The organism is Comamonas odontotermitis, from assembly GCF_040396735.1.
In the GTDB taxonomy this organism is placed as follows: Bacteria; Pseudomonadota; Gammaproteobacteria; order Burkholderiales; family Burkholderiaceae_C; genus Comamonas; species Comamonas odontotermitis_C.
The window spans coordinates 69,161-87,893 of the sequence record NZ_JBEBNZ010000001.1 but is presented as its reverse complement, the minus strand read 5'-3'; the positions used below and the strand labels follow the sequence as shown (position 1 = coordinate 87,893).

Genomic DNA, 18,733 nt, shown 5'->3' with positions numbered 1-18,733 from the left:
CCTTGCAAACCAAGCCCGGACAAAACGCCTGCCTCATCGAGTTGCGTTTTGTCCGGCATGGTCTGCACAAGCCCTACGTTGTCACACCGTGGCACCCGCATTGGGATCGTTGGGGTCATGCTCCTTCTTGGTCTGCTTGACCAAGTCCTCCCGCTTGACACCCAACCACATCGCAATCGCAGCTGCCACGAAAACCGATGAGTAAATACCAAAGAGGATACCGATAGTCAGGGCCAATGCAAAGTAGTGCAGGCTCGGTCCGCCAAAAAAGAACATCGACAGCACCATGGCCTCGGTCGAAGCGTGGGTGATGATGGTGCGGCTCATGGTGGAGGTGATGGCGTGGTCGATCACCTCGTGCGTATTGAGTTTGCGGAACTTGCGGAATGCTTCGCGGATCCGGTCAAAGATCACCACCGACTCGTTGACCGAGTAGCCCAGCACAGCCAGCACACCCGCCAACACGGACAGTGAAAACTCCCACTGGAAGAATGCAAAGAAGCCCAGGATGATCACAACGTCGTGCAAGTTGGCGATGACGGCCGCAACGCCGAATTTCCATTCAAACCGGATCGCCAGATAGATCACGATCCCCAGAACCACCATGCCCAGAGCCATCAAGCCGCCGTGCACCAGCTCCTCCCCCACGGATGGGCCAACGAACTCGCTGCGCTGCAGGGTGACACTGGAATCGGCCTGTTTGAGTGCCGCCATGACCTTCTCGCCCTGTTGCGCCGAGGTCACACCCTTTTCAATGGGCAAGCGGATCATCACTCGGTCTGCGCTGCCGACGTTCTGCACCAGTACATCCTGGTAACCCAGGGCACCCACCTGCTCGCGGATCTTGCCCACATCTGCAGGCTGCTGGTAAGCCACCTGCATGACCGTGCCGCCGGTGAACTCCACCGACAGGTGCAGGCCGCGCGTGGTCAGGAAGAACACCGCCAGAACGAAGGTAATGACCGAAATCGCGTTGAGCACCAACGCGTATTTCATGAACGGGATGTCTTTTTTAATACGGAAGAATTCCATTTTCTTCCTCCTTATCGCTTCATCGAGGCCACGGAACGGTGGTCCTCACCTTCGGGCTTCCACACCTGGCCGATGGCCACGCTCTTGAGTTTCTTGCGCGAGCCGTACCACAGATTGACGAGGCCGCGCGAGAAGAACACTGCTGAGAACATGCTGGTCAGGATACCGATGCAATGCACCACGGCAAAACCGCGCACCGGGCCGGAGCCGAACGCCAAGAGCGCCAGGCCCACGATCAAGGTCGTCACGTTCGAGTCCAGAATGGTATGCCATGCGTGCTCGTAACCCGCGTGGATGGCCGATTGCGGCGAAGCACCCGCGCGCAACTCCTCTCGCACGCGTTCGTTGATCAGCACGTTCGAGTCAATGGCCACGCCAATGGCCAAGGCCATGGCGGCGATACCCGGCAGGGTGAGCGTTGCCTGCAGCATCGACAGGATCGCCATCAGCAGCAGCAGGTTCACCACCAGCGCGATGCTGGAGATCACACCGAACACCATGTAGTACAGGCACATGAAGATGGCGATGGCCACAAAGCCCCCCACCACGCTCTTGATACCGGCTTCGACGTTTTCCTTGCCCATGCTCGGGCCGATGGTGTATTCCTCGATGATTTCCATGGGCGCCGCCAGCGAGCCGGCACGCAGCAGCAGCGAAGTGTCGCTGGCTTCCTTGGTGGTCATCCGGCCCGAGATCTGCACGCGGCCACCGCTGATTTCAGAGCGGATCACCGGAGCGGTCACTACCTGGCCCTTGCCCTTTTCGAACAGCAGGATGGCCATGCGCTTGCCAATGTTCTCGCGGGTCACATCCTTGAAGATCGTTGCGCCCTTGCCGTCCAGTGTCAGGTTCACCGTGGCTTCATGCGTCTGGCTGTCAAAGCCCGGCTGGGCGTCATTCAGGTTTTCACCGGTCAGGATGACCTGCTTTTTCACCACAATTGGCTGGCCATTGGGGTCGTTGTACTTTTCAGAGCCAAACGGCACGGGGCCCGAGCCCATTTCGGCCGAGCGCGCTTCGGAGCTCTCGTCCACCATGCGCACTTCCAAGGTCGCCGTGCGGCCCAGAATGTCCTTGGCCTGCGCAGGATCCTGCACGCCGGGCAATTGCACGACGATGCGGTCCGAGCCTTGCTGCTGGATCACTGGCTCGGCAACACCAAGTTCATTGATACGGTTGTGCAGGGTCGTGATGTTCTGCTTGAGCGCCTGCTCCTGCACGCTGCGCAGCGACTCGGGCTTGATGCTCGCGCGCACGGTGTAGGCACCGCCTGCACTGTTCACACTGGCCTGCAGGTCGGGCATGGTGTCGGCAATCAGGTTGCGCACCGCGGTCGCAGTCGCCTCGTCCTGCAGGCGCACTTCCAGCGACTGGCCTTCGCGGTTCACGCCGCCATGGCGAATCTTCTTGTCGCGCAGTGCCAGGCGAACGTCGCTGGTCAAAGTCTCGATGCGCTTGGTGACCGCTGCCTGCATGTCCACCTGCAAGGTGAAGTGCACGCCGCCACGCAAATCCAGGCCCAGGTACATGGGCTTGGCATGCAGCGCCGTCAGCCATGCGGGCGAGCGCGAAATCAGGTTCAGCGCCACCACATAGGCGGGGTCGGAGGCATCGGGAATCAGCGCCTTCTCCAGCACACCCTTGGCCTTGAGCTGCTCGTCTTCCTTGTCAAAGCGGGCACGGATCGATCCACCATCCAGCACAATCGACAGCGGCTTCACTTCTGCATCGGCCAGCAGAGACTCCACCCGCTTTTCGAGCGCCGCATCCACGGGCACCGTGGCCTTGACCGAGGCGACCTGCACGGCAGGCGCCTCACCAAAAAAGTTCGGCAGGGTATAAATAATCCCCACCAGAAGCGCGATCACAATGATCGCGTACTTCCAGACCGGATAACGGTTCATGATCGCGCTTTAACCTTACACAAAATACAAGGCGCAGCCATGCTGCGCCACATCTGTTCTCTCGGAGATTACTTCAGGGTCCCTTTGGGGAGCACCTGAACAACCGCGCTGCGCTGCAATTGCACCACCACGCCTTCAGCCAGTTCCAGTTGCACGAATTGCTCGTTCAGGCCAGCCACCCGGCCCACGAGGCCACCGGAGCTGACGATCTCATCGCCCTTGGCCAGTGCTTCGATCATGGAGCGGTGCTCTTTCTGGCGCTTCATCTGAGGACGGATCATCAGGAAATAGAGCACCACGAACATCAGCACCAAAGGCAGCATGCTGGTCAGGGTCGAGGTCATGCCACCCGATGCAGCGGCAGCCGGGGCAGTCTGGGCAAAAGCGGAAGAGATAAACAAATGAAGCTCCAAACGTAGATGCAGGCGCCAGTCTCGGCGACCCAAAGATGGCATTGTATGCGTGCGCTCTCAACACGGTGGTGGCAATACCTGCGCCTGGGGCGGTTTTTCCCTGTTTTTCATGGAATTAAGCAGGTTTTGTGCCATCCGGTATTCAAAGGCGGCAAATACCGGTAAGAGAGGGCGTGGCACAGACCACCCTCCGTCTGAATTGACAAATTTGTCAGCACCCGGAGGCATTCCTCGACGAAAAAGGCTGCCCGAGGCAGCCTTTCATTACCAACATTTGCGGCATCAGACCTGGGCAGGCTGACGGGCATCACTGCCAGCCGTCTGGGCTGCTGCCGCCGGGTTGCGCCAGCGCTGCAGCAATTGCTGCCACTTGGCACGTGCCGCCACCAGATGGCGCTCCTTCACATGGCCATAACCGCGAATGTCTTCGGGGATGCTGGCGATCTCTACCGCCAGTGCCAGGTTCTGGGCATTGAGGCCACGCAGCAGCTCTTCCATACAGTCGCGGTACTCCTGGATCAGGGCCCGCTCCATGTGGCGCTCCTCGGTACGGCCAAAAATATCCAGCGCGCCGCCACGCAGGCCCTTGAGGCCGGCCAGCACACCAAAGGCCTTGCGCATCCAGGGGCCATAGGCCTTTTTGAGCAATTCGCCCTTGTCGTTCTTCGCCGCCGTCAGCGGCGGCGCCAGATGGTGCACGATCTTGTAATCGCCTTCAAACATGCTGGCGATCTTGTCGGTGAACTCCTGGCTGGTGTGCAGGCGTGCCACCTCGTACTCATCCTTGTAAGCCATCAGCTTGAACAGGTAACGCGCAACGGCCTGCGACAGGCGCGTGCCGGTGCCCAATTGCGCCTCGGCCGCATGCACCTTATTGACGAACGCCTGGTAATCGGCAGCGTAGGCCGCGTCCTGGTAATCGGTCAGGAAGGCCACGCGCTTGGTTACGAGCTCTTCCAGCGATGGTTTCTTGACCAGCTGGATCACCTGCTGCGCGGCAAACATGGACTGCACCTGCGACAGATGGGCGGCACACTGGCGCCCCCATTCGAAAGCCGCCTTGTTGTTGTCCACCTGCACGCCATTCAACTCCATGGCGCGCATCAGCGCAGCGTGCGACAAGGGCACGCGGCCCTTTTGCCAGGCGTAGCCCAGGATCAGCGGGTTGGTGTAGATGCTGTCGCCCAGCGCCTGGGTGGCGATGTGCTCGGCATCGAACATGCCCACACCGTCCTGCCCCACGGCTGCCAGAATAGCCGCCTCGCAGCTCGCCTCGGGGAACTGCCAGTTCGGGTTGTGCACGAACGCCGCCGTCGGGGTGTTGTGGGTGTTGAGCGCCACAAAGGTACGGCTCTGCTGCATGGCAGCCAGGGTGGTCTTGGTGGCGGCCACGATCGGGTCGCAGCCAATGATCAGGTCAGCCTTGGCCGTGTCCACCTTGGTGGTGTAGATGGCGTCCGGCGAATTGGCGATCTGGATGTGGCTCCAGGTGGAGCCGCCCTTCTGGGCCAGGCCTGCCGCATCCTGCGTGACCACGCCCTTGCCTTCCAGGTGCGCGGCCATGCCCAGGAGCGATCCGATCGTGATCACCCCCGTGCCACCGACACCCGCCACCACAATGCCCCAGGCCTTGCTGGCATCAGGTAGCACGGGCTCAGCCAGTGCAGGCAGCTTGCTCAGGTCCCCCTTCTGTTCCTTCTTGGCTTTTTTCAGCTTGCCGCCTTCGACGGTGACAAAGCTGGGGCAGAAGCCATTGACGCAGGAGAAATCCTTGTTGCAGGTGCTTTGGTTGATCTTGCGCTTGCGGCCAAAGTCGGTCTCGACCGGCTCCACCGACAGGCAGTTGGACTTGGTCGAGCAGTCGCCGCAGCCTTCGCACACCGCTTCGTTGATGACGACGGTCTTGTCCGGCGTAGCCATGGTGCCGCGTTTGCGGCGGCGGCGCTTTTCGGTGGCGCAGGTCTGGTCGTAGATGATGGCGGTGGTGCCCACAATCTCTCGGAACTCGCGCTGAATGCGGTCGAGCTCGTCGCGGTGGTGCACGGTGACGCCTTCGCCCAGCTTGACGCCGTCGTACTTCTGCGGCTCGTCGGTCACGATCACGAGCTTTTTCACACCCTCGGACAACAGGCTGTTCATGATCTGCAGCACCGAATGGCCTTCGGGGCGCTCGCCCACGCGCTGGCCGCCGGTCATGGCCACGGCGTCGTTGTACAGCACCTTGTAGGTGATGTTCACGCCGGAGGCAATGCTCTGGCGGATGGCAAGCAACCCGCTGTGGAAGTAGGTGCCGTCGCCCAGGTTTGAGAAGATGTGCTTGTCGGTGGTGAATGGCGCCTGACCGACCCAGGTAACGCCTTCTCCGCCCATTTGCGTGAAGGTGCTGGTATTGCGGTCAGGCATCCAGTTGACCATGTAGTGGCAGCCAATGCCTGCCACGGCACGGCTGCCTTCTGGCACCCGGGTGCTGGTGTTGTGCGGGCAGCCGCTGCAGAACCATGGCAGGCGGTCGCCGCTGTCCTGCTTGAGCTCAATCAAACCTTTTTCGCGTGCGGCGATGATTTCCAGGCGCGTATCCATGCGGCGCACGATGTCATCGGGCACACCCAGCTTCTTGAGGCGCTTGGCGACGGCCTGCGCAATGATGGCGGGCGTCAGGTCGGCCTTGGGGCGCAGCAGCCAGTGGGCGCTGGGGTTGGGCACCGACCATTCACCGCCGGAATTGTCGCCATCGGTCTCGTCGAACTTGCCCAGCACGTTCGGGCGCACGTCCGAGCGCCAGTTGTACAGCTCTTCCTTCAGCTGGTACTCGATCACCTGGCGCTTTTCTTCCACCACCAGGATCTCCTGCAGACCCATGGCGAAGTCCCGCGTGATCGATGCCTCCAGCGGCCAGACCACATTCACCTTGTGCAGGCGAATGCCCAACTGGCGGCAGGTGTCGTCATCCAGGCCCAGGTCAACCAGCGCCTGGCGCGTGTCGTTGAACGCCTTGCCGCTGGCAATGATGCCAAAGCGGTCCTGCCTGGTCTCGATCACGTTGTAGTTGAGCTTGTTGGCGCGGATATACGCCAGCGCTGCATACCACTTGTAGTCCATCAGGCGCGCTTCCTGCTCCAGCGGCGCATCGGGCCAGCGGATGTGCAGGCCGCCTGGCGGCATCACAAAATCGTCGGGCGTGATGATGTTCACGCGGTCCGGATCGACCGAAATGCTGGACGAGGACTCGACGATCTCCTGAATCGTCTTCATGCCCGACCACACGCCGGCAAAGCGGCTGAGCGCAAATGCATGCAGCCCCATGTCCAGAATGTCCTGCACGCTGGAGGGAAAGAACACCGGTGAGCCCACGGCCTTGAAGATGTGATCGCTCTGGTGCGCAGCGGTGGATGACTTGCTGATGTGGTCGTCTCCGGCCAGCGCAATCACGCCGCCGTGCTTGGCAGTGCCTGCCATGTTGGCATGCTTGAACACGTCCACACTGCGATCCACACCCGGGCCCTTGCCATACCAGATGCCGAACACGCCATCGAACTTCTTGCTCTGCGGATACAGGTCGAGCTGCTGCGTGCCCCAGACAGCCGTGGCGCCCAGCTCTTCATTCACGCCGGGTTGAAACTCGATGTGGTTCTCTTTCAAGTACTTCTTGGCAGCCCACAGCGCCTGGTCGTAACCACCCAGGGGCGAGCCACGGTAGCCGCTGATGAAACCGGCCGTGTTCAGGCCCTGCAGAGCATCGCGCTGGCGCTGCAGCATAGGCAGGCGCACGAGGGCCTGCACACCGCTCATGAAGGCGCGGCCATGGTCCAACGCGTATTTGTCGTCGAGGCTAACCGTTTCCAGCGCCTTGCGGATGTGTTCTGGTAGTGAGGCGTTCATCGTCTTGTCTCCTGGGGAGATCTCCTGATATCGGCTTGTGGCCCTTCAGGTTTTTGTGGGGTGTGGATGGGGCCGGCACCAAGGCCGGCGGGTGCGGCAAAACACCGCACCTTTCTCCGCTGCAGTGTACGGGCAAGCGCGCGGATAAAGTATTCTTTTTCTTGCCGGGGCTTCCCTAGTTTTTGAAAGAATCTTGCTCTAAACTAGCCATAAATGAATCAACTTGACAAATTTGACTGGGCGATCTTGCAAGAATTGCAAAATGACGCCCGCCTCACCAACGCCGAACTGGCCCAGCGGGTGGGCCTGTCGGCAGCGCCGTGCTGGCGTCGTGTGCGGGCGCTGGAAGAAGCTGGCTACATCACCGGCTACCACGCCACCCTGGACCGCCACAAGCTGGGCCTGGGTGTGCTCGCCTTCGTACGGGTGGATGCGGCGCAGAACACGGCCGATATCACGCAGCGCATGGAAGAGTCGATCCGCCTGCTGCCGGAGGTAACGACCTGCCACTACATCAGCGGCGCGGGCACGTTCGAGTTGCAGGTGGTGGCCAGGGACTTGGAGAGTTTTTCGGGGTTCGTGCGCAACGTGCTGCTGCGGCTGCCGAACGTCAAGGACGTGCACACGACCTTCTCCTTGGGGGAAGTGAAGGCCAGCAGTGCGCTACCATTGCCAGTTACACCTACTAACAAGACACTTCCTCCTCACAAGCCGGTGCGATGACTCGGTGCGGCATGGGCGAGACAAGGTCTGTCCCAAAGCTTTCACCATGCAAGAAAAATCCGGTTTTCGTACAACCATCAAACGCCATTCGCTATCTTTTTTGATGATTCTTGCTGGCAGTTCCACGCTCGCCAGCGCGCACGCCGGCTCCATCTACCAGTGCAAGCAATCCGATGGCAAGGTGGCCTTCCAGGAAACGCCTTGTGCCGCCAGCGCGACCCAGACGCAAATCAACCAGCACCAGCGGCCCGATGCGGCAGCTCCCAACGCCAAACCGGGCGCCCAACCCGCTGCAGCCACCAAGGAGGAGCCCGCCGCCAACCTGTGCGTACAGGCGGGCCGTGCAGTCCACGCGCGACTGCAGCAAACGCACCCGCAGGCCGCGTTCAATGCCTGTAGAAAAGAGCTGGCCGAACTCGCCACCAACATGGAATGTGTACAGGCCTGCATGGACGCCTGGGTGGCAGCATACAAAAAGCACCAGGCTTCGCAGTAAAGTCCTCTACGCTGGCCTCATTGCCCTGGCATCCATCAAACAGCTATCCGGCCCATACCAAAACAACATGTAGCGCACAGTGGATATGCGCTACAAGCTATTCATTCAATAGCATTTCAGCGCTTGGCCAGTTGGCGAGGCCACAGCACCCACAGGCGCAACGGCTGCTTGACGCGGCCGGCGAAATCACCCGCTTCGTGGCCCCAGCCCGCAAAATAGTCGGCGCGTACCGCCCCCAGAATGGCGCTGCCCGTATCCTGCGCCATCACCAGGCGGTTGAGCTGCACGGTCGGGCCCGTGGACGACAGCCACACCGGCGTGCCATAGGGAATGCTGGCACGGTCTACCGCAATGGAGCGCCCCGGTGTCAGGGGCACGCCCTGCGCGCCATTGGGACCGAATTCGGCGTCCAGCGCAGACAGTGGCTCTTCCTTGAAGAATACATAGCGCGGATTGCTCCACAGCAGTTCGTTGATGCGCGCGGGGTTGGCGGCGATCCAGGCCTTGATGCCCGGCCAGGTGGCGTCGCGCACCAGGCCCTGGTCCAGCAGCCATTTGCCGATGCTCTTGTAGGGATGGTCGTTGGTGGCCGCATAGGCCACGCGGATCATGCGCACCGAGCCGTCGGCGTCCTGCACCCGCACACGGCCCGAGCCCTGGATGTGCAGCATCATCGCGTCCACCGGGTCGTTCACCCAGGCGATCACCTTGTCCTGCAGCTCGGCCTGGGCCTGCGGCAGGGTATCGATCTGCTGGCGGCTGAACCAGGGCTTGCGCGCACCGAGGCTGGCGGGCGCCTTGTACAGCGGGATGGAGTAGCCATTGCCCGGCTGGCGCGCGCCATCGAGCATGGGCTCGAAATAGCTGGTCAGCATGCCGTCCGGGTTGCCGTCGAGCGATTCGACCCGGTAGGGCTGAAAACGCGCCACCATCCATGCGCGCTGCTCCTGCGTGGTGGCCATGCTCATGCGCCGCACTTCCGAGCAGAACTGCGCAAATGGTGCGGGCGGGCGGCCGCAGCTCTTGATCCAGGCGTTCCAGGCGTCAGCCAGGTTGTCCTGCTCCAGCCCCGGCACCGATGACCAGTGCACCGGCACCCAGCGGCTTTTGCCCTGCTGAATGGGTGCAGGCAAAGGCTCGTTCGCATCAGGAGGCGGCACCTCGATGCTGCCCGAAACGGGCGGCCGCGAGGTCGGCTCCTCCAGAGGGACTTTGGTGGAGCAGGCAGACAGAATTCCTACAATGGCAACCATCCACAGCGTGCGTAAGGAACGAGAACCCATGGGATTGATATTGCTGGAGGCGCTATTGGCGTTGGTCATACTGGTGGCGATCGTCTGGTGGACGATGTTTGCCGGTCGCAAAAAAGGGGAAATCGTACGCAAAGATGAGCAGCCTCCGCGTGAGTAGGCTTTGGACAGATACCCGCCATCCGTAGGACAGTGCCGCTCGTTACCGTCGTTTTTACCATTCTTAAGCTTTGTCGCTGGCATTTGCCTGCCGGTACGCTCACAATTTGGCTCCAAGAACGCGTTTACGGCCTCCTCGCTCCGCATAGGGATGCGTAAACACGTTCTAAGGTGCAGGCCCGCTGGAGGCCGCGCCCAATTTGATAAGGAGTTCCACAATGAGCAAAAAAATCCTGGTCCCTGTCATTGCCAGCCTGGCGATTCTGAGCGGCTGCGCCAATATGTCGGACACCCAGCGCACCACCGCAACCGGTGCCGGCGTGGGCGCCCTGGGGGGCGCTGCCATTGGTGCCATTGCCGGCGGACATGCTGGCAAGGGCGCCGTGATCGGCGCGGGTGTGGGTGCCTTGGGCAGCTACATCTGGTCGCAGCACATGGAAAAGCAAAAACGCGAGATGGAGCAGGCCACCCAGGGCACTGGCGTGACCGTGACGCAGACGCAGGACAACCAGCTCAAGCTCGATATCCCGAGCGATATCTCGTTCCAGACCAACCGCTCGGACATCCAGGGCAACTTCGCACCCATCCTGGACCGCTTTGCCGAAGGCCTGCGCAACAACCAGAACGCCCAGGTGCGCATCATCGGCCACACCGACAGCACTGGCAACGATGGCATCAACGATCCGCTGTCGCTCGCCCGCGCCGAGAGCACGCGCAACTACCTGACCTCGCGCGGCGTCAATGGCAGCCGTATCCAGGTACAGGGCATGGGCTCGCGCCAGCCGATTGCGACCAACGACACCGCCGAAGGCCGCGCGCGCAACCGCCGCGTCGAGATCTTTGTGGGTGAAGTGCAGCAATAAACGCTTGCTGCCGCTGCTGCGGCCCCGCAGCACATGCAGACCTGCTACCCAGGAGCGCCAAAGGCGCTCCTTTTTTTTTGATGGATGCGTCCGCCAGAGGCGCCCTGCGCTCAGGTCAGCTCGCGCAGCAGGTTGGCCAATTCCACTGCCGACTTGACCATCATCTTGTCGAACACGCGGGCGCGGTGCACCTCGACCGTGCGCACGCTGATGGCTAGCTCATCGGCGATCAGCTTGTTGGGCAGGCCGTCGATCACCAGGCGCATCACGGCCTGCTCACGGTCCGTGAGGTCGGCCACGCGCTCGCGTACCTGCTGCTGCCCACGCAGCGCTTCCAGGTGCGCTGCAGATGCGTGCAAGGCGTGCTCCACACGGTCCACCAAGGCGTTGTCGGAGAAAGGTTTTTCGCAGAAATCAAAGGCGCCGCGCTTGACGGTGGCCACAGCCGTGGGCACATCGGCATGGCCGGTGAGAAAGATCACCGGCATCGCGGCAACCACGCCCTGCTCCAGCAGGCGGTCGAACAGGGCCAGGCCGCTCATGCCGGGCATGCGCACATCCAGCAGCACACAGGCAGGGTCCTTCTGCACCGGGCGCGCATGCAGCATGGCTTCAAACGCCTCGGCTGACGCAAAGCCTTCGCTGAGCAGGCGGCGCGAGCGCAGCAGCCAGGCGAGCGCTTCGCGCACTTCGGCGTCGTCATCAACGATATATACGGTGGCATTCACAAGCGGTTGCATCGTCTCTCAATCATTGCGCCAGGTCGGCAAGGTAAAGCTGAATATCGTGCCCTGCGGGCTGTTGTCGTGGTGCACCAGATGGCTGCCGTGCTGCTCCACCACGGTACGGCACAGGGAAAGGCCCAGGCCCATGCCTTCGTCCTTGGTGGTGAAGAACGGCGTGTACAGCTGCTGCGCCACCTCGCCGGAGATGCCCACGCCCCAATCCGTCACGGCAAACTCCACCCAGGTGCGGCCAGCAGTGGCGTCGCCCTGCACACTTGCAAAACGCACATCCATGCGCAAAAGCCGCGTCTCACATCCAGGAAAGTCCATGGCCTGCATGCCATTGCGGCTGAGGTTGAGCAGCACCTGCTCGACCATGGTGCGGTCACAGTACACGGCAGGGACATCCGGCGCCAGCACGGCCACCACTTCCACCTGCAGTTTACGCCCCTGCAGCCGCACCAGCGGCAGCACGGCATCGAGCAGCTCCTGCGGAGGCACCAGCTCGCGCGCCTGCCCGCGGCGGCGTACAAAGTCATGCACGCTCTTGATCACACGGCCCGCGCGCTCGGCCTGAAAAGCCATGCGCTGCACGGCCATGCGCACATCGGGCAGATACGTCTGCAGCTCGTCTGCAGGCGCATTCTCGGGCAGCAGATTGAGTGTGCCTGTGGCGTAGCTGGATATGGCCGCCAGCGGCTGGTTCAGTTCGTGGCTCAGAAGCGACGCCATCTCTCCCACCGTGGCCAGGCGTGCCGTGGCCTGCAGTCGCTCCTGCGAAGCCCGCGAAAGCTCTTCCACCCGGCGCTGCTCGCTCATGTCGACAAAGGCGCTCATCCAGCCGGTATGCAGCCCTGCCGCATTGATCAGCGGTGCCTCGAAGATCAACACGGGAAAGCGCACACCGTCCTTGCGCATGAAGGTCGATTCATAGCCCTCTCGCGCAGGCGGCAACTGCCCCGAGAGGCGGATGCGCTGGCGCCGCGCATACTCCGGCGCCAGCTCGGGGGGCCAATAGGGCGTGGAGCGGCTGGGGTCCAGAATCTCTTCGGCAGTAAAGCCCACCATCTCGCAGAAAGCCGGGTTCACATAGGTGGTCTTGCCCTGCAGATCGCGGGCCCGCAGGCCGGTGACGAGCGAATCTTCCATCGCCTTGCGAAAGGCGAGTGCGTCGCCCAGGTCCCGCTCGGCCTTGAGGCGCTTGCGGTTGTCGCGCACCAGCACCACCAGCACGGTCACGAGCGCGATCGACATGCCGGTCACCAGCGCCGTCAGCACATTGGGAAAGACGTTGGGCGCTGCATGCCAGCTGTCGATGCGCAGCATCAGCGTGGCGCCCGGCAGGTCCAGCAGCTGGGTGGCCGTGAACACGCGTGTGCCGCGCCGAGGCGTGCTCACGATCGCAAGGCGCGTGCCATCGGGCTCGGTGAACGACAGTTCATGGTTGCGGCGAAAGTTCTCGTTCACCAGATCCGTCAGCACGTTCTGCAGGATGTAGGTCACCACCACGAAGCCGTGCAGGCGCTCGCCGGTCTGCACGGGCGTGCACAGCTCCAGCAACTCCAGCCCCGTGCCGTTGCCCTGCGACAGAAAATAGCTGCCCGCATACGAGGCGCTGCCCGAACGCTGGGCGCGCATGCAGGCGGTGTTGCTCTCCGTATTGACGCCGGTGCGGTCGATGCTGGACCACTGCAGGTTCAGGTAGGGAGATTCCTCGCTCGCCTCGATCTGCATCTGCGGATTGCGCCATTCGATATGCGCCAGATCGCGGTGGTTGCGCAGCATGTCGGCAGCCGTCAGCTGCCATGCCATCACATCGCTGTCATAGCGCGGCATGGTGCGCAGGCGGTTGACATTGCTGTTGAATGTGGTGCGAATGTCGGCCACGGCATCGGCCGCTTCGCGGTCCAGCCGCTGCTGCACTTCAGAGACTTCATAGCGCCCGGCCAGCCATACCTGCATCACCAGCATGCCCGCCACCAGCAGCATCAACAGCAGCCACAGCGACCAGCGCCGCCAACTGTAGTGCCAGCGCCGGGCCGTCCAGCGCGCCCATGCAGTCATCAGCATACGCGGTGCTGCAAAGCCGGCAGTTGCGCGCGCCACTGCTGCTGCCCTGCCCAGTCCAGATCGGCCAGCACCACGCCAGCCTCGCTCGCCTGCATCGCCATCACTTCGCCCCACGGATTGACGACCATGCTGTGGCCCCAGGTGCGGCGGCCGTTGTCGTGGGCGCCGCCCTGCGCGGCCGCCAGCACGTAGCTCAGGTTCTCGACCGCCCTGGCGCGCAGCAGCAACTCCCAGTGCGCCTGGCCTGTGGTGTAGGTGAAGGCGCTGGGCACCAGCAACAACTGCGCACCCGCCTGGGCATGCAGGCGGTACAGCTCCGGAAATCGCAGGTCATAGCACACCGACAGGCCAATGCGCCAGATATGGCCGTCCTGGCTTGCCAGATCAAAGAACACCGGCTGGCACCCCGGAGCAATGACACGGTGCTCGTCATACGCTTCGGTGGCATTGGCATAGCAAAACAGATGCATCTTGTCGTAGCGCGCCACGCGCTCGCCCCGCGGGCTGAACACCAGACTGCTGTTGAACACATGCTGCGCATCCGGCCCCTGCAGCGGCAGCGTGCCTCCCACAATCCACAAGCCGAGTTCACGCGCGCTGTCCGCCAGAAATTGCTGCATGGGGCCGTGCCCCAGGGGCTCGGCCAGCGCCAGCTTGTCGGTGTCCTTGTGGCCCATCAGGCAGAAATACTCGGGCAACACGGCCAACTCCGCCCCGGCGTGCGCCGCCTGCTGCAGCAGCGCCCAGGCCTGGTCGCGGTTGGCATCCCAGCGGGTGCTGGTCACCATCTGAAGGGCGGCAACTTTCATGGCAGCGGGGTGTCCTGGCAAAGGTTCAAGGAAATCTGCGGAATGCCTTGATTATCTGCGCGAGTGCTCGGAACGTGTTTACCCTCGCAGGAACGGTAGGTATGGCAGATTCTCAATGCGACGGCTCTGCCGCCTGCCTGTCCGCTGCGGCGGCACGCTGCACGCGTTTGACTTCCGGGTCTGCCCAGGAACCCGAGACTTCGAACTGCTGCGTCACCGCCTGCGTGATCTGCCCCTTGAACAGGGCCTGCGCCAGAAAGCTGCCAATGCCAATGATGGGGTTGATGGCCGTCGTCACCAGCGACAAGGTGGTGGTGTTGAGCTCGGGTATCACCACCACATGCAAGTTCTGGGTTTCATCACGCAGGTTGGCCTTGCCTTCCAGCAGCACAGCCGCCGTCACACCCTTCATCTGCAGGTTGGTAGTGGAGGCCAGGCCGTCGTGGATATCCACATCGCCGCGCACAAAATCAAAGCCGAACCCGGCGCTGAAGATGTCCTTGAAATCCAGGGTCAGCCGACGCGGCAGAGCCTGCAGGTTGAGCACGCCCAGCAGTTTGGCAATGCCCGGCTCCACTTTCAGGAACTGGCCCTGCCCCACATCCACATGCAGCTTGCCGTCCATGCTGGTGTAGTCGGGGCTGAGCGGGCTGCCCGTCCATGCAATGCGCCCTTGCAGAACACCCTTGCCCCGGCTCACTACACCGGCCATGCCCAGGCGACGCAGCAGGTCGCCCGTGTCCTTCAAATCGAGCCGCATGTCGAGCTGCGTGCGGCGCGCGCCCTGTGTTGTCGGCCCCACGGCTGCTGCATCCACAGCCCCCGTTTGGACGGCCCCCCAATCTCCACTCGCCTGCAGGCTGGCGGCGTCGTTGCTCAGCACCATCTGCTGCAGATGCCACCACGACTGCGCACCCTGACTGCGGTTGCTGGCCTGCAGATCCAACCGGCCGACAGAGTGGCCGTGCCAGCGCAGATCATCCACCACGATGTCAAGCGCAGGGAGGCGCCGCGGCTGCTCATTGCTGTCTTCCTCTGCGACTGGCGCCTTGCTCTCGTCGCTGCCCTTCTTGTCCACCCGCAATTGCGACAGGCGCGCACGCACCGTGCCGGGGCCGCCCTTCTCCTGCACATAGTCGAGCTGACCGTCCAGCAGGCTGGAGCGCACCTCACTGCTCCAGCGATCGCCCTTGCGCGACCCGCGCATCTGCAATTGCTGCACCTCCATGCCCCGCACCTGCAGCACGCCCACACGCACATCCCAGTGGTCCGGCAGGTAATCGGTAACGAGTTCGCTGCTGCCGATGGTGTTGCCGGCACTGCGCGCTGCGGCCTGCCCGGAAGGCGGCCCCGAAGCGGAGGCTGCCGCAGGCTCCAGTTGCTGCAGCGCGGTTTGCCAGGCCTGCACGTCCAGCCGCGGCAGCTCGATCTCGGCTGCCACGCCTTTAGCAGGCAGGGCCAGCGCGCCGCTGCCCAGGCGGATGGCACCACTCACCACCTTGGCCGGTGTCGCTGCATCGGCGCCCCATTCGCGCACGTAGCGCACCTGCGCCCGACCCGCCAGATCAAAATCAATGGTTTCGAGCACGGGGCTCCGTCCAGCGGAGGCCGCACTTTCCGGTACCGTGGATGCAAAGTGCATCGGCCAGCTCTCGGCCGGGGCCTTTTGCAACGGCGGCGGCAGATTGAGCGCCATGCCCTGCAGATCGCTGCGCACGTCCACCAGAGGCACCCCACGCGCCATGCTGATACGCAGTTGGTAGGCCGCTTGCCCTTGCGCGAGCCGGGCCAGTTGCACGGCGGGCCCCAGCTCCTGCGCCTGCAGCAGGCCTTGCACAGTGGCGATGCCGCTGGCGCGTACATCCACGGCCGGGCCATGGTCTGCGCCGGGAGGGAGCTTGCTCACGTCCATACCGCCCGCAAACTGCACCGCTCCCCCCAGGGCCTGGCCTTTCAATTCCTGCAATGCAAAACCGTGTTCGGAAAACTGTACGGCCCCCGTGACCTGCTGCACTTCGGGCGCATCGCTGTGGAACTGGATGCGGTTGCCCGCCAGCAATACCTTGCCGTCGACCTTGGCCTTTTCCATATGGTGCACCGGCAGATCAAGCTTGAGCTGCAACTGCGCTTCGCCATCGGCCTGCGTCTGCGCCAAGGCGCCGTCGGTGAGTGCATCGATGTGCGATTTGCGCACCGTGTTCAGCATGTCGGCCAGCGGCCCGCGCGCGCGCGCATTGACAGCGACCGTGGTGTCGTGAAAGTCTGCAATCCTGGCCGTGGCCTGCTCCACGCGGATGCGCTCGTTGCCGTCCAGGATGCCCTTGGCCTGGTTGACCTGCATGCCCGGACCGTCAAACACCAACTCTCCCGAGAGGCGATTTAGCTCCGGCCAGGGCTTTTCGCCCGGCAGCAGGTGCGACGCGGGCACATAGGCATAGCGCACATCGCGCACGGGAGCCGTGATGCGGAAAACGCCCTGTCCCCGCTCACGGAAAGGCACATCCCACAGATCACCCTTGATTTCATACTGCACATTGCTGGCCTGGCCCGCCAGAATGGCATCGCGCACGTAGTGGCGCGCATCGGAAGGGATGTGCAGTGGCAGATAGCGGTGCACCTGGGTGCCATCGGCACGCTCCAGCGCCCCTTTGAGCTGCAGAATGCCGGGAAAGCGAGACTTCGCCCCCGATTTTTCCGGGTCTGCCGTGTGCCAGGACCAGCGCGCGTGGCCTGCAGCGTGCGGATTGGCAAATTCCAGCTTCTCCGACTGCATCTGGATCTGGTCGCCCGCCACGGTCCAGCTCAGCTGGGTGTGCGCTGCGGTAATCGGCAGCAGCGGCTCCTCAAACACGGTAGGCAGATAAAGCGCCCCATCGGCAAAACGCACAGTCGCCTCGCCCCCAGCCGCGCTGGCGTTCAGCTGCAAATCGAGGCCCCGCAACCCAAAATGCGCGTCGCGCGCCCCTAGCACCAGACCGCCATGTTCATCGCGCGCCGCGTTGGCGCGCACGGGAGCGGCAGGCATGCCAAAAGCCAGCTGCCCTACATCGGCCTTGACGCTCCAGTCCTCGATCTTGTCGGCATCCCCGCCGCGCCAGTGCGCCGAGGCTTCGCGGATCAAGCCCGCTGGCCGGTTGCTCACCAACCACTGGCGTACATCGGCAGGAATGGGCAACAGCCGCGCCAGTTCTGCCAAAGATGCGATATCGAGCGATTGCGCGCTGGCTTCCGTCTCACTGGGCTGCTTGCCCTGGGCATACACATGATTGATACGCGCACTGCCACCAGGCCACTGCTGGCCCTGGGCCGATTCCACGGCCAGCTTGTCGGTAAAGAGGCGAAAGCCGGTTGCATCGGCCTTGCCTCCCAGCCGTCCGTGTACCGAGCGCAGCAGCAAAATCGGAGTTCCGTCCGCCGTCCTGCTATTTTTTTGAGAGCTACCAGCGCTTTCTGGTTGTTCTCCAGGCGCAGTTTTTTCTTCGAAAAGCGCGAAGTTGCGCCGCATGCCGACATCGCGCAATGCCACATCGGCAGTTCCGTTTTTGATCTGGCCGCGCTCCACATCGATCCACAGGCGTGCCGAGCCCAACCCTTGCTGCAACCCGATGGAAGGCGGCAGGTAAGCGGCCATGGCAGCGGCATTGAGCTGCTTGGCCTCGGCGTAGAGTTGGCCGCTCCAGTGTTTCCAGTTGCCATCGTGCAACGCCCAGATCGGCTGGCGCATGCGGCCGCGCAGCTCCAGCACATCGCCCCAGTCGGCTGGCGGACGGGCGCTGATCTGCCATTCATGGCGCAGGCCGGGGTTGCGCAGCAGAATGTTCACATCGCGCAGGGTGACGGGCGGCAGGCCGCGCAACTGGTCGTCCCAGACCACGCTGCCGCCTTGCAGCACCACTTCGCGCTGGCGGAACAGCCAGTCCGCCGCGCCGCTGGAGTCGCTCTGCCCCGATGTCGCCACAGGAATCCCCGCCACGTGCAGGGTGCCATCGGCCATGCGCTGCACCACCAGTTGCGGCGCAAGAATGGCAATCTGCTCGGCCCGCAGACGCAGCAGCGACGGCACCGACAAGGCGACTTTCACCTCTGGCAACGCAAGGCCAGCAGCGCCATCGGGCTGCAGCAGTTGAACCCCTCGCGCTGCAATGGCGGGCACCAGGCCGTTGTCGCCATCGGCCTGCAGCGATTCGATGCGCACGGGCACGCCCAGCCGCTGCGACAGGCGAGATTCCACTTGCGGGCGAAAGTCATTGATACGCGGCACAATCCACCAGTGCAACGCCGCCACGGCCAATGCCAGGAGCAATGCCGCAACCAGCAAAAGCCTCAAGGCCCATTGCGCCAGTGTGGCAAGGGGCCGGAGCAGTCGGGACGCGCGCACAGTCAATGAAGTCCAATCAGTAGGGGAAAGAA

13 protein-coding genes are annotated in these 18,733 nt (G+C 63.0%); 4 read left to right on the top strand and 9 right to left on the bottom strand.

Annotated features, from left to right (window positions below):
- Positions 1 to 81: 81 nt before the first annotated feature.
- The 4 genes from secF to ACH2DG_RS00395 form a co-directional block, all read right to left on the bottom strand.
- Positions 82 to 1,032, bottom strand: coding sequence for a protein translocase subunit SecF (gene secF, locus ACH2DG_RS00410; protein WP_395023758.1), 951 nt, complete (start codon positions 1,030 to 1,032; stop codon positions 82 to 84).
- An 11-nt stretch (positions 1,033 to 1,043) separates the two neighbouring features.
- Positions 1,044 to 2,936 carry a protein translocase subunit SecD gene (gene secD / locus ACH2DG_RS00405; protein WP_395023757.1) on the bottom strand — a complete coding sequence of 631 codons (1,893 nt, stop codon included), beginning with the start codon at positions 2,934 to 2,936 and terminating at the stop codon, positions 1,044 to 1,046.
- A gap of 68 nt (positions 2,937 to 3,004) precedes the next feature.
- On the bottom strand, positions 3,005 to 3,337 hold the full coding sequence (gene yajC, locus ACH2DG_RS00400) for a preprotein translocase subunit YajC (protein ID WP_395023756.1): 333 nt from the start codon (positions 3,335 to 3,337) through the stop codon (positions 3,005 to 3,007).
- A 294-nt stretch (positions 3,338 to 3,631) separates the two neighbouring features.
- The gene (locus ACH2DG_RS00395; RefSeq protein ID WP_395023755.1) at positions 3,632 to 7,228 is read right to left on the bottom strand and encodes an indolepyruvate ferredoxin oxidoreductase family protein; all 3,597 of its coding nucleotides are present in this window, start codon (positions 7,226 to 7,228) and stop codon (positions 3,632 to 3,634) included.
- A 213-nt stretch (positions 7,229 to 7,441) separates the two neighbouring features.
- Between ACH2DG_RS00395 and ACH2DG_RS00390 the strand changes: the two genes are divergently transcribed.
- Both ACH2DG_RS00390 and ACH2DG_RS00385 read left to right on the top strand, forming a co-directional pair.
- The gene (locus ACH2DG_RS00390) at positions 7,442 to 7,951 is read left to right on the top strand and encodes an Lrp/AsnC family transcriptional regulator (RefSeq protein ID WP_395023754.1); all 510 of its coding nucleotides are present in this window, start codon (positions 7,442 to 7,444) and stop codon (positions 7,949 to 7,951) included.
- Positions 7,952 to 8,054: 103 nt separating this feature from the next.
- A complete protein-coding gene (locus ACH2DG_RS00385) occupies positions 8,055 to 8,447 on the top strand; it encodes a DUF4124 domain-containing protein (RefSeq protein WP_395023753.1) in 393 nt (130 codons plus the stop codon).
- Positions 8,448 to 8,563: 116 nt separating this feature from the next.
- On the opposite strand, the gene ACH2DG_RS00380 is transcribed toward ACH2DG_RS00385, so the two are convergent.
- Positions 8,564 to 9,769 (bottom strand): murein transglycosylase A, encoded by a 1,206-nt coding sequence (locus ACH2DG_RS00380; RefSeq protein WP_395023752.1) that lies wholly within the window; start codon positions 9,767 to 9,769, stop codon positions 8,564 to 8,566.
- Here ACH2DG_RS00380 and ACH2DG_RS00375 point away from each other — a divergent pair.
- Both ACH2DG_RS00375 and ACH2DG_RS00370 read left to right on the top strand, forming a co-directional pair.
- The gene (locus ACH2DG_RS00375; RefSeq protein ID WP_393944293.1) at positions 9,729 to 9,857 is read left to right on the top strand and encodes a hypothetical protein; all 129 of its coding nucleotides are present in this window, start codon (positions 9,729 to 9,731) and stop codon (positions 9,855 to 9,857) included. The two genes, ACH2DG_RS00380 and ACH2DG_RS00375, sit on opposite strands and share 41 nt — an antisense overlap.
- Positions 9,858 to 10,074: 217 nt before the next feature.
- Complete coding sequence (locus tag ACH2DG_RS00370; protein WP_395023751.1) at positions 10,075 to 10,719, top strand: OmpA family protein; 645 nt, start codon at positions 10,075 to 10,077, stop codon at positions 10,717 to 10,719.
- 110 nt (positions 10,720 to 10,829) lie between these two features.
- Here ACH2DG_RS00370 and ACH2DG_RS00365 read toward each other — a convergent pair whose 3' ends face one another.
- The 4 genes from ACH2DG_RS00365 to ACH2DG_RS00350 form a co-directional block, all read right to left on the bottom strand.
- A complete protein-coding gene (locus ACH2DG_RS00365; RefSeq protein WP_395023750.1) occupies positions 10,830 to 11,459 on the bottom strand; it encodes a response regulator transcription factor in 630 nt (209 codons plus the stop codon).
- A gap of 6 nt (positions 11,460 to 11,465) precedes the next feature.
- A complete protein-coding gene (locus ACH2DG_RS00360; RefSeq protein WP_395023749.1) occupies positions 11,466 to 13,514 on the bottom strand; it encodes a nitrogen regulation protein NR(II) in 2,049 nt (682 codons plus the stop codon).
- Positions 13,508 to 14,323 carry a carbon-nitrogen hydrolase family protein gene (locus ACH2DG_RS00355; protein WP_395023748.1) on the bottom strand — a complete coding sequence of 272 codons (816 nt, stop codon included), beginning with the start codon at positions 14,321 to 14,323 and terminating at the stop codon, positions 13,508 to 13,510. Before ACH2DG_RS00355 ends, ACH2DG_RS00360 begins: the two co-directional genes overlap by 7 nt.
- Before the next feature lie 112 nt (positions 14,324 to 14,435).
- Positions 14,436 to 18,701 carry a YhdP family protein gene (locus ACH2DG_RS00350; RefSeq protein ID WP_395023747.1) on the bottom strand — a complete coding sequence of 1,422 codons (4,266 nt, stop codon included), beginning with the start codon at positions 18,699 to 18,701 and terminating at the stop codon, positions 14,436 to 14,438.
- Between the last annotated feature and the right edge of the window lie 32 nt (positions 18,702 to 18,733).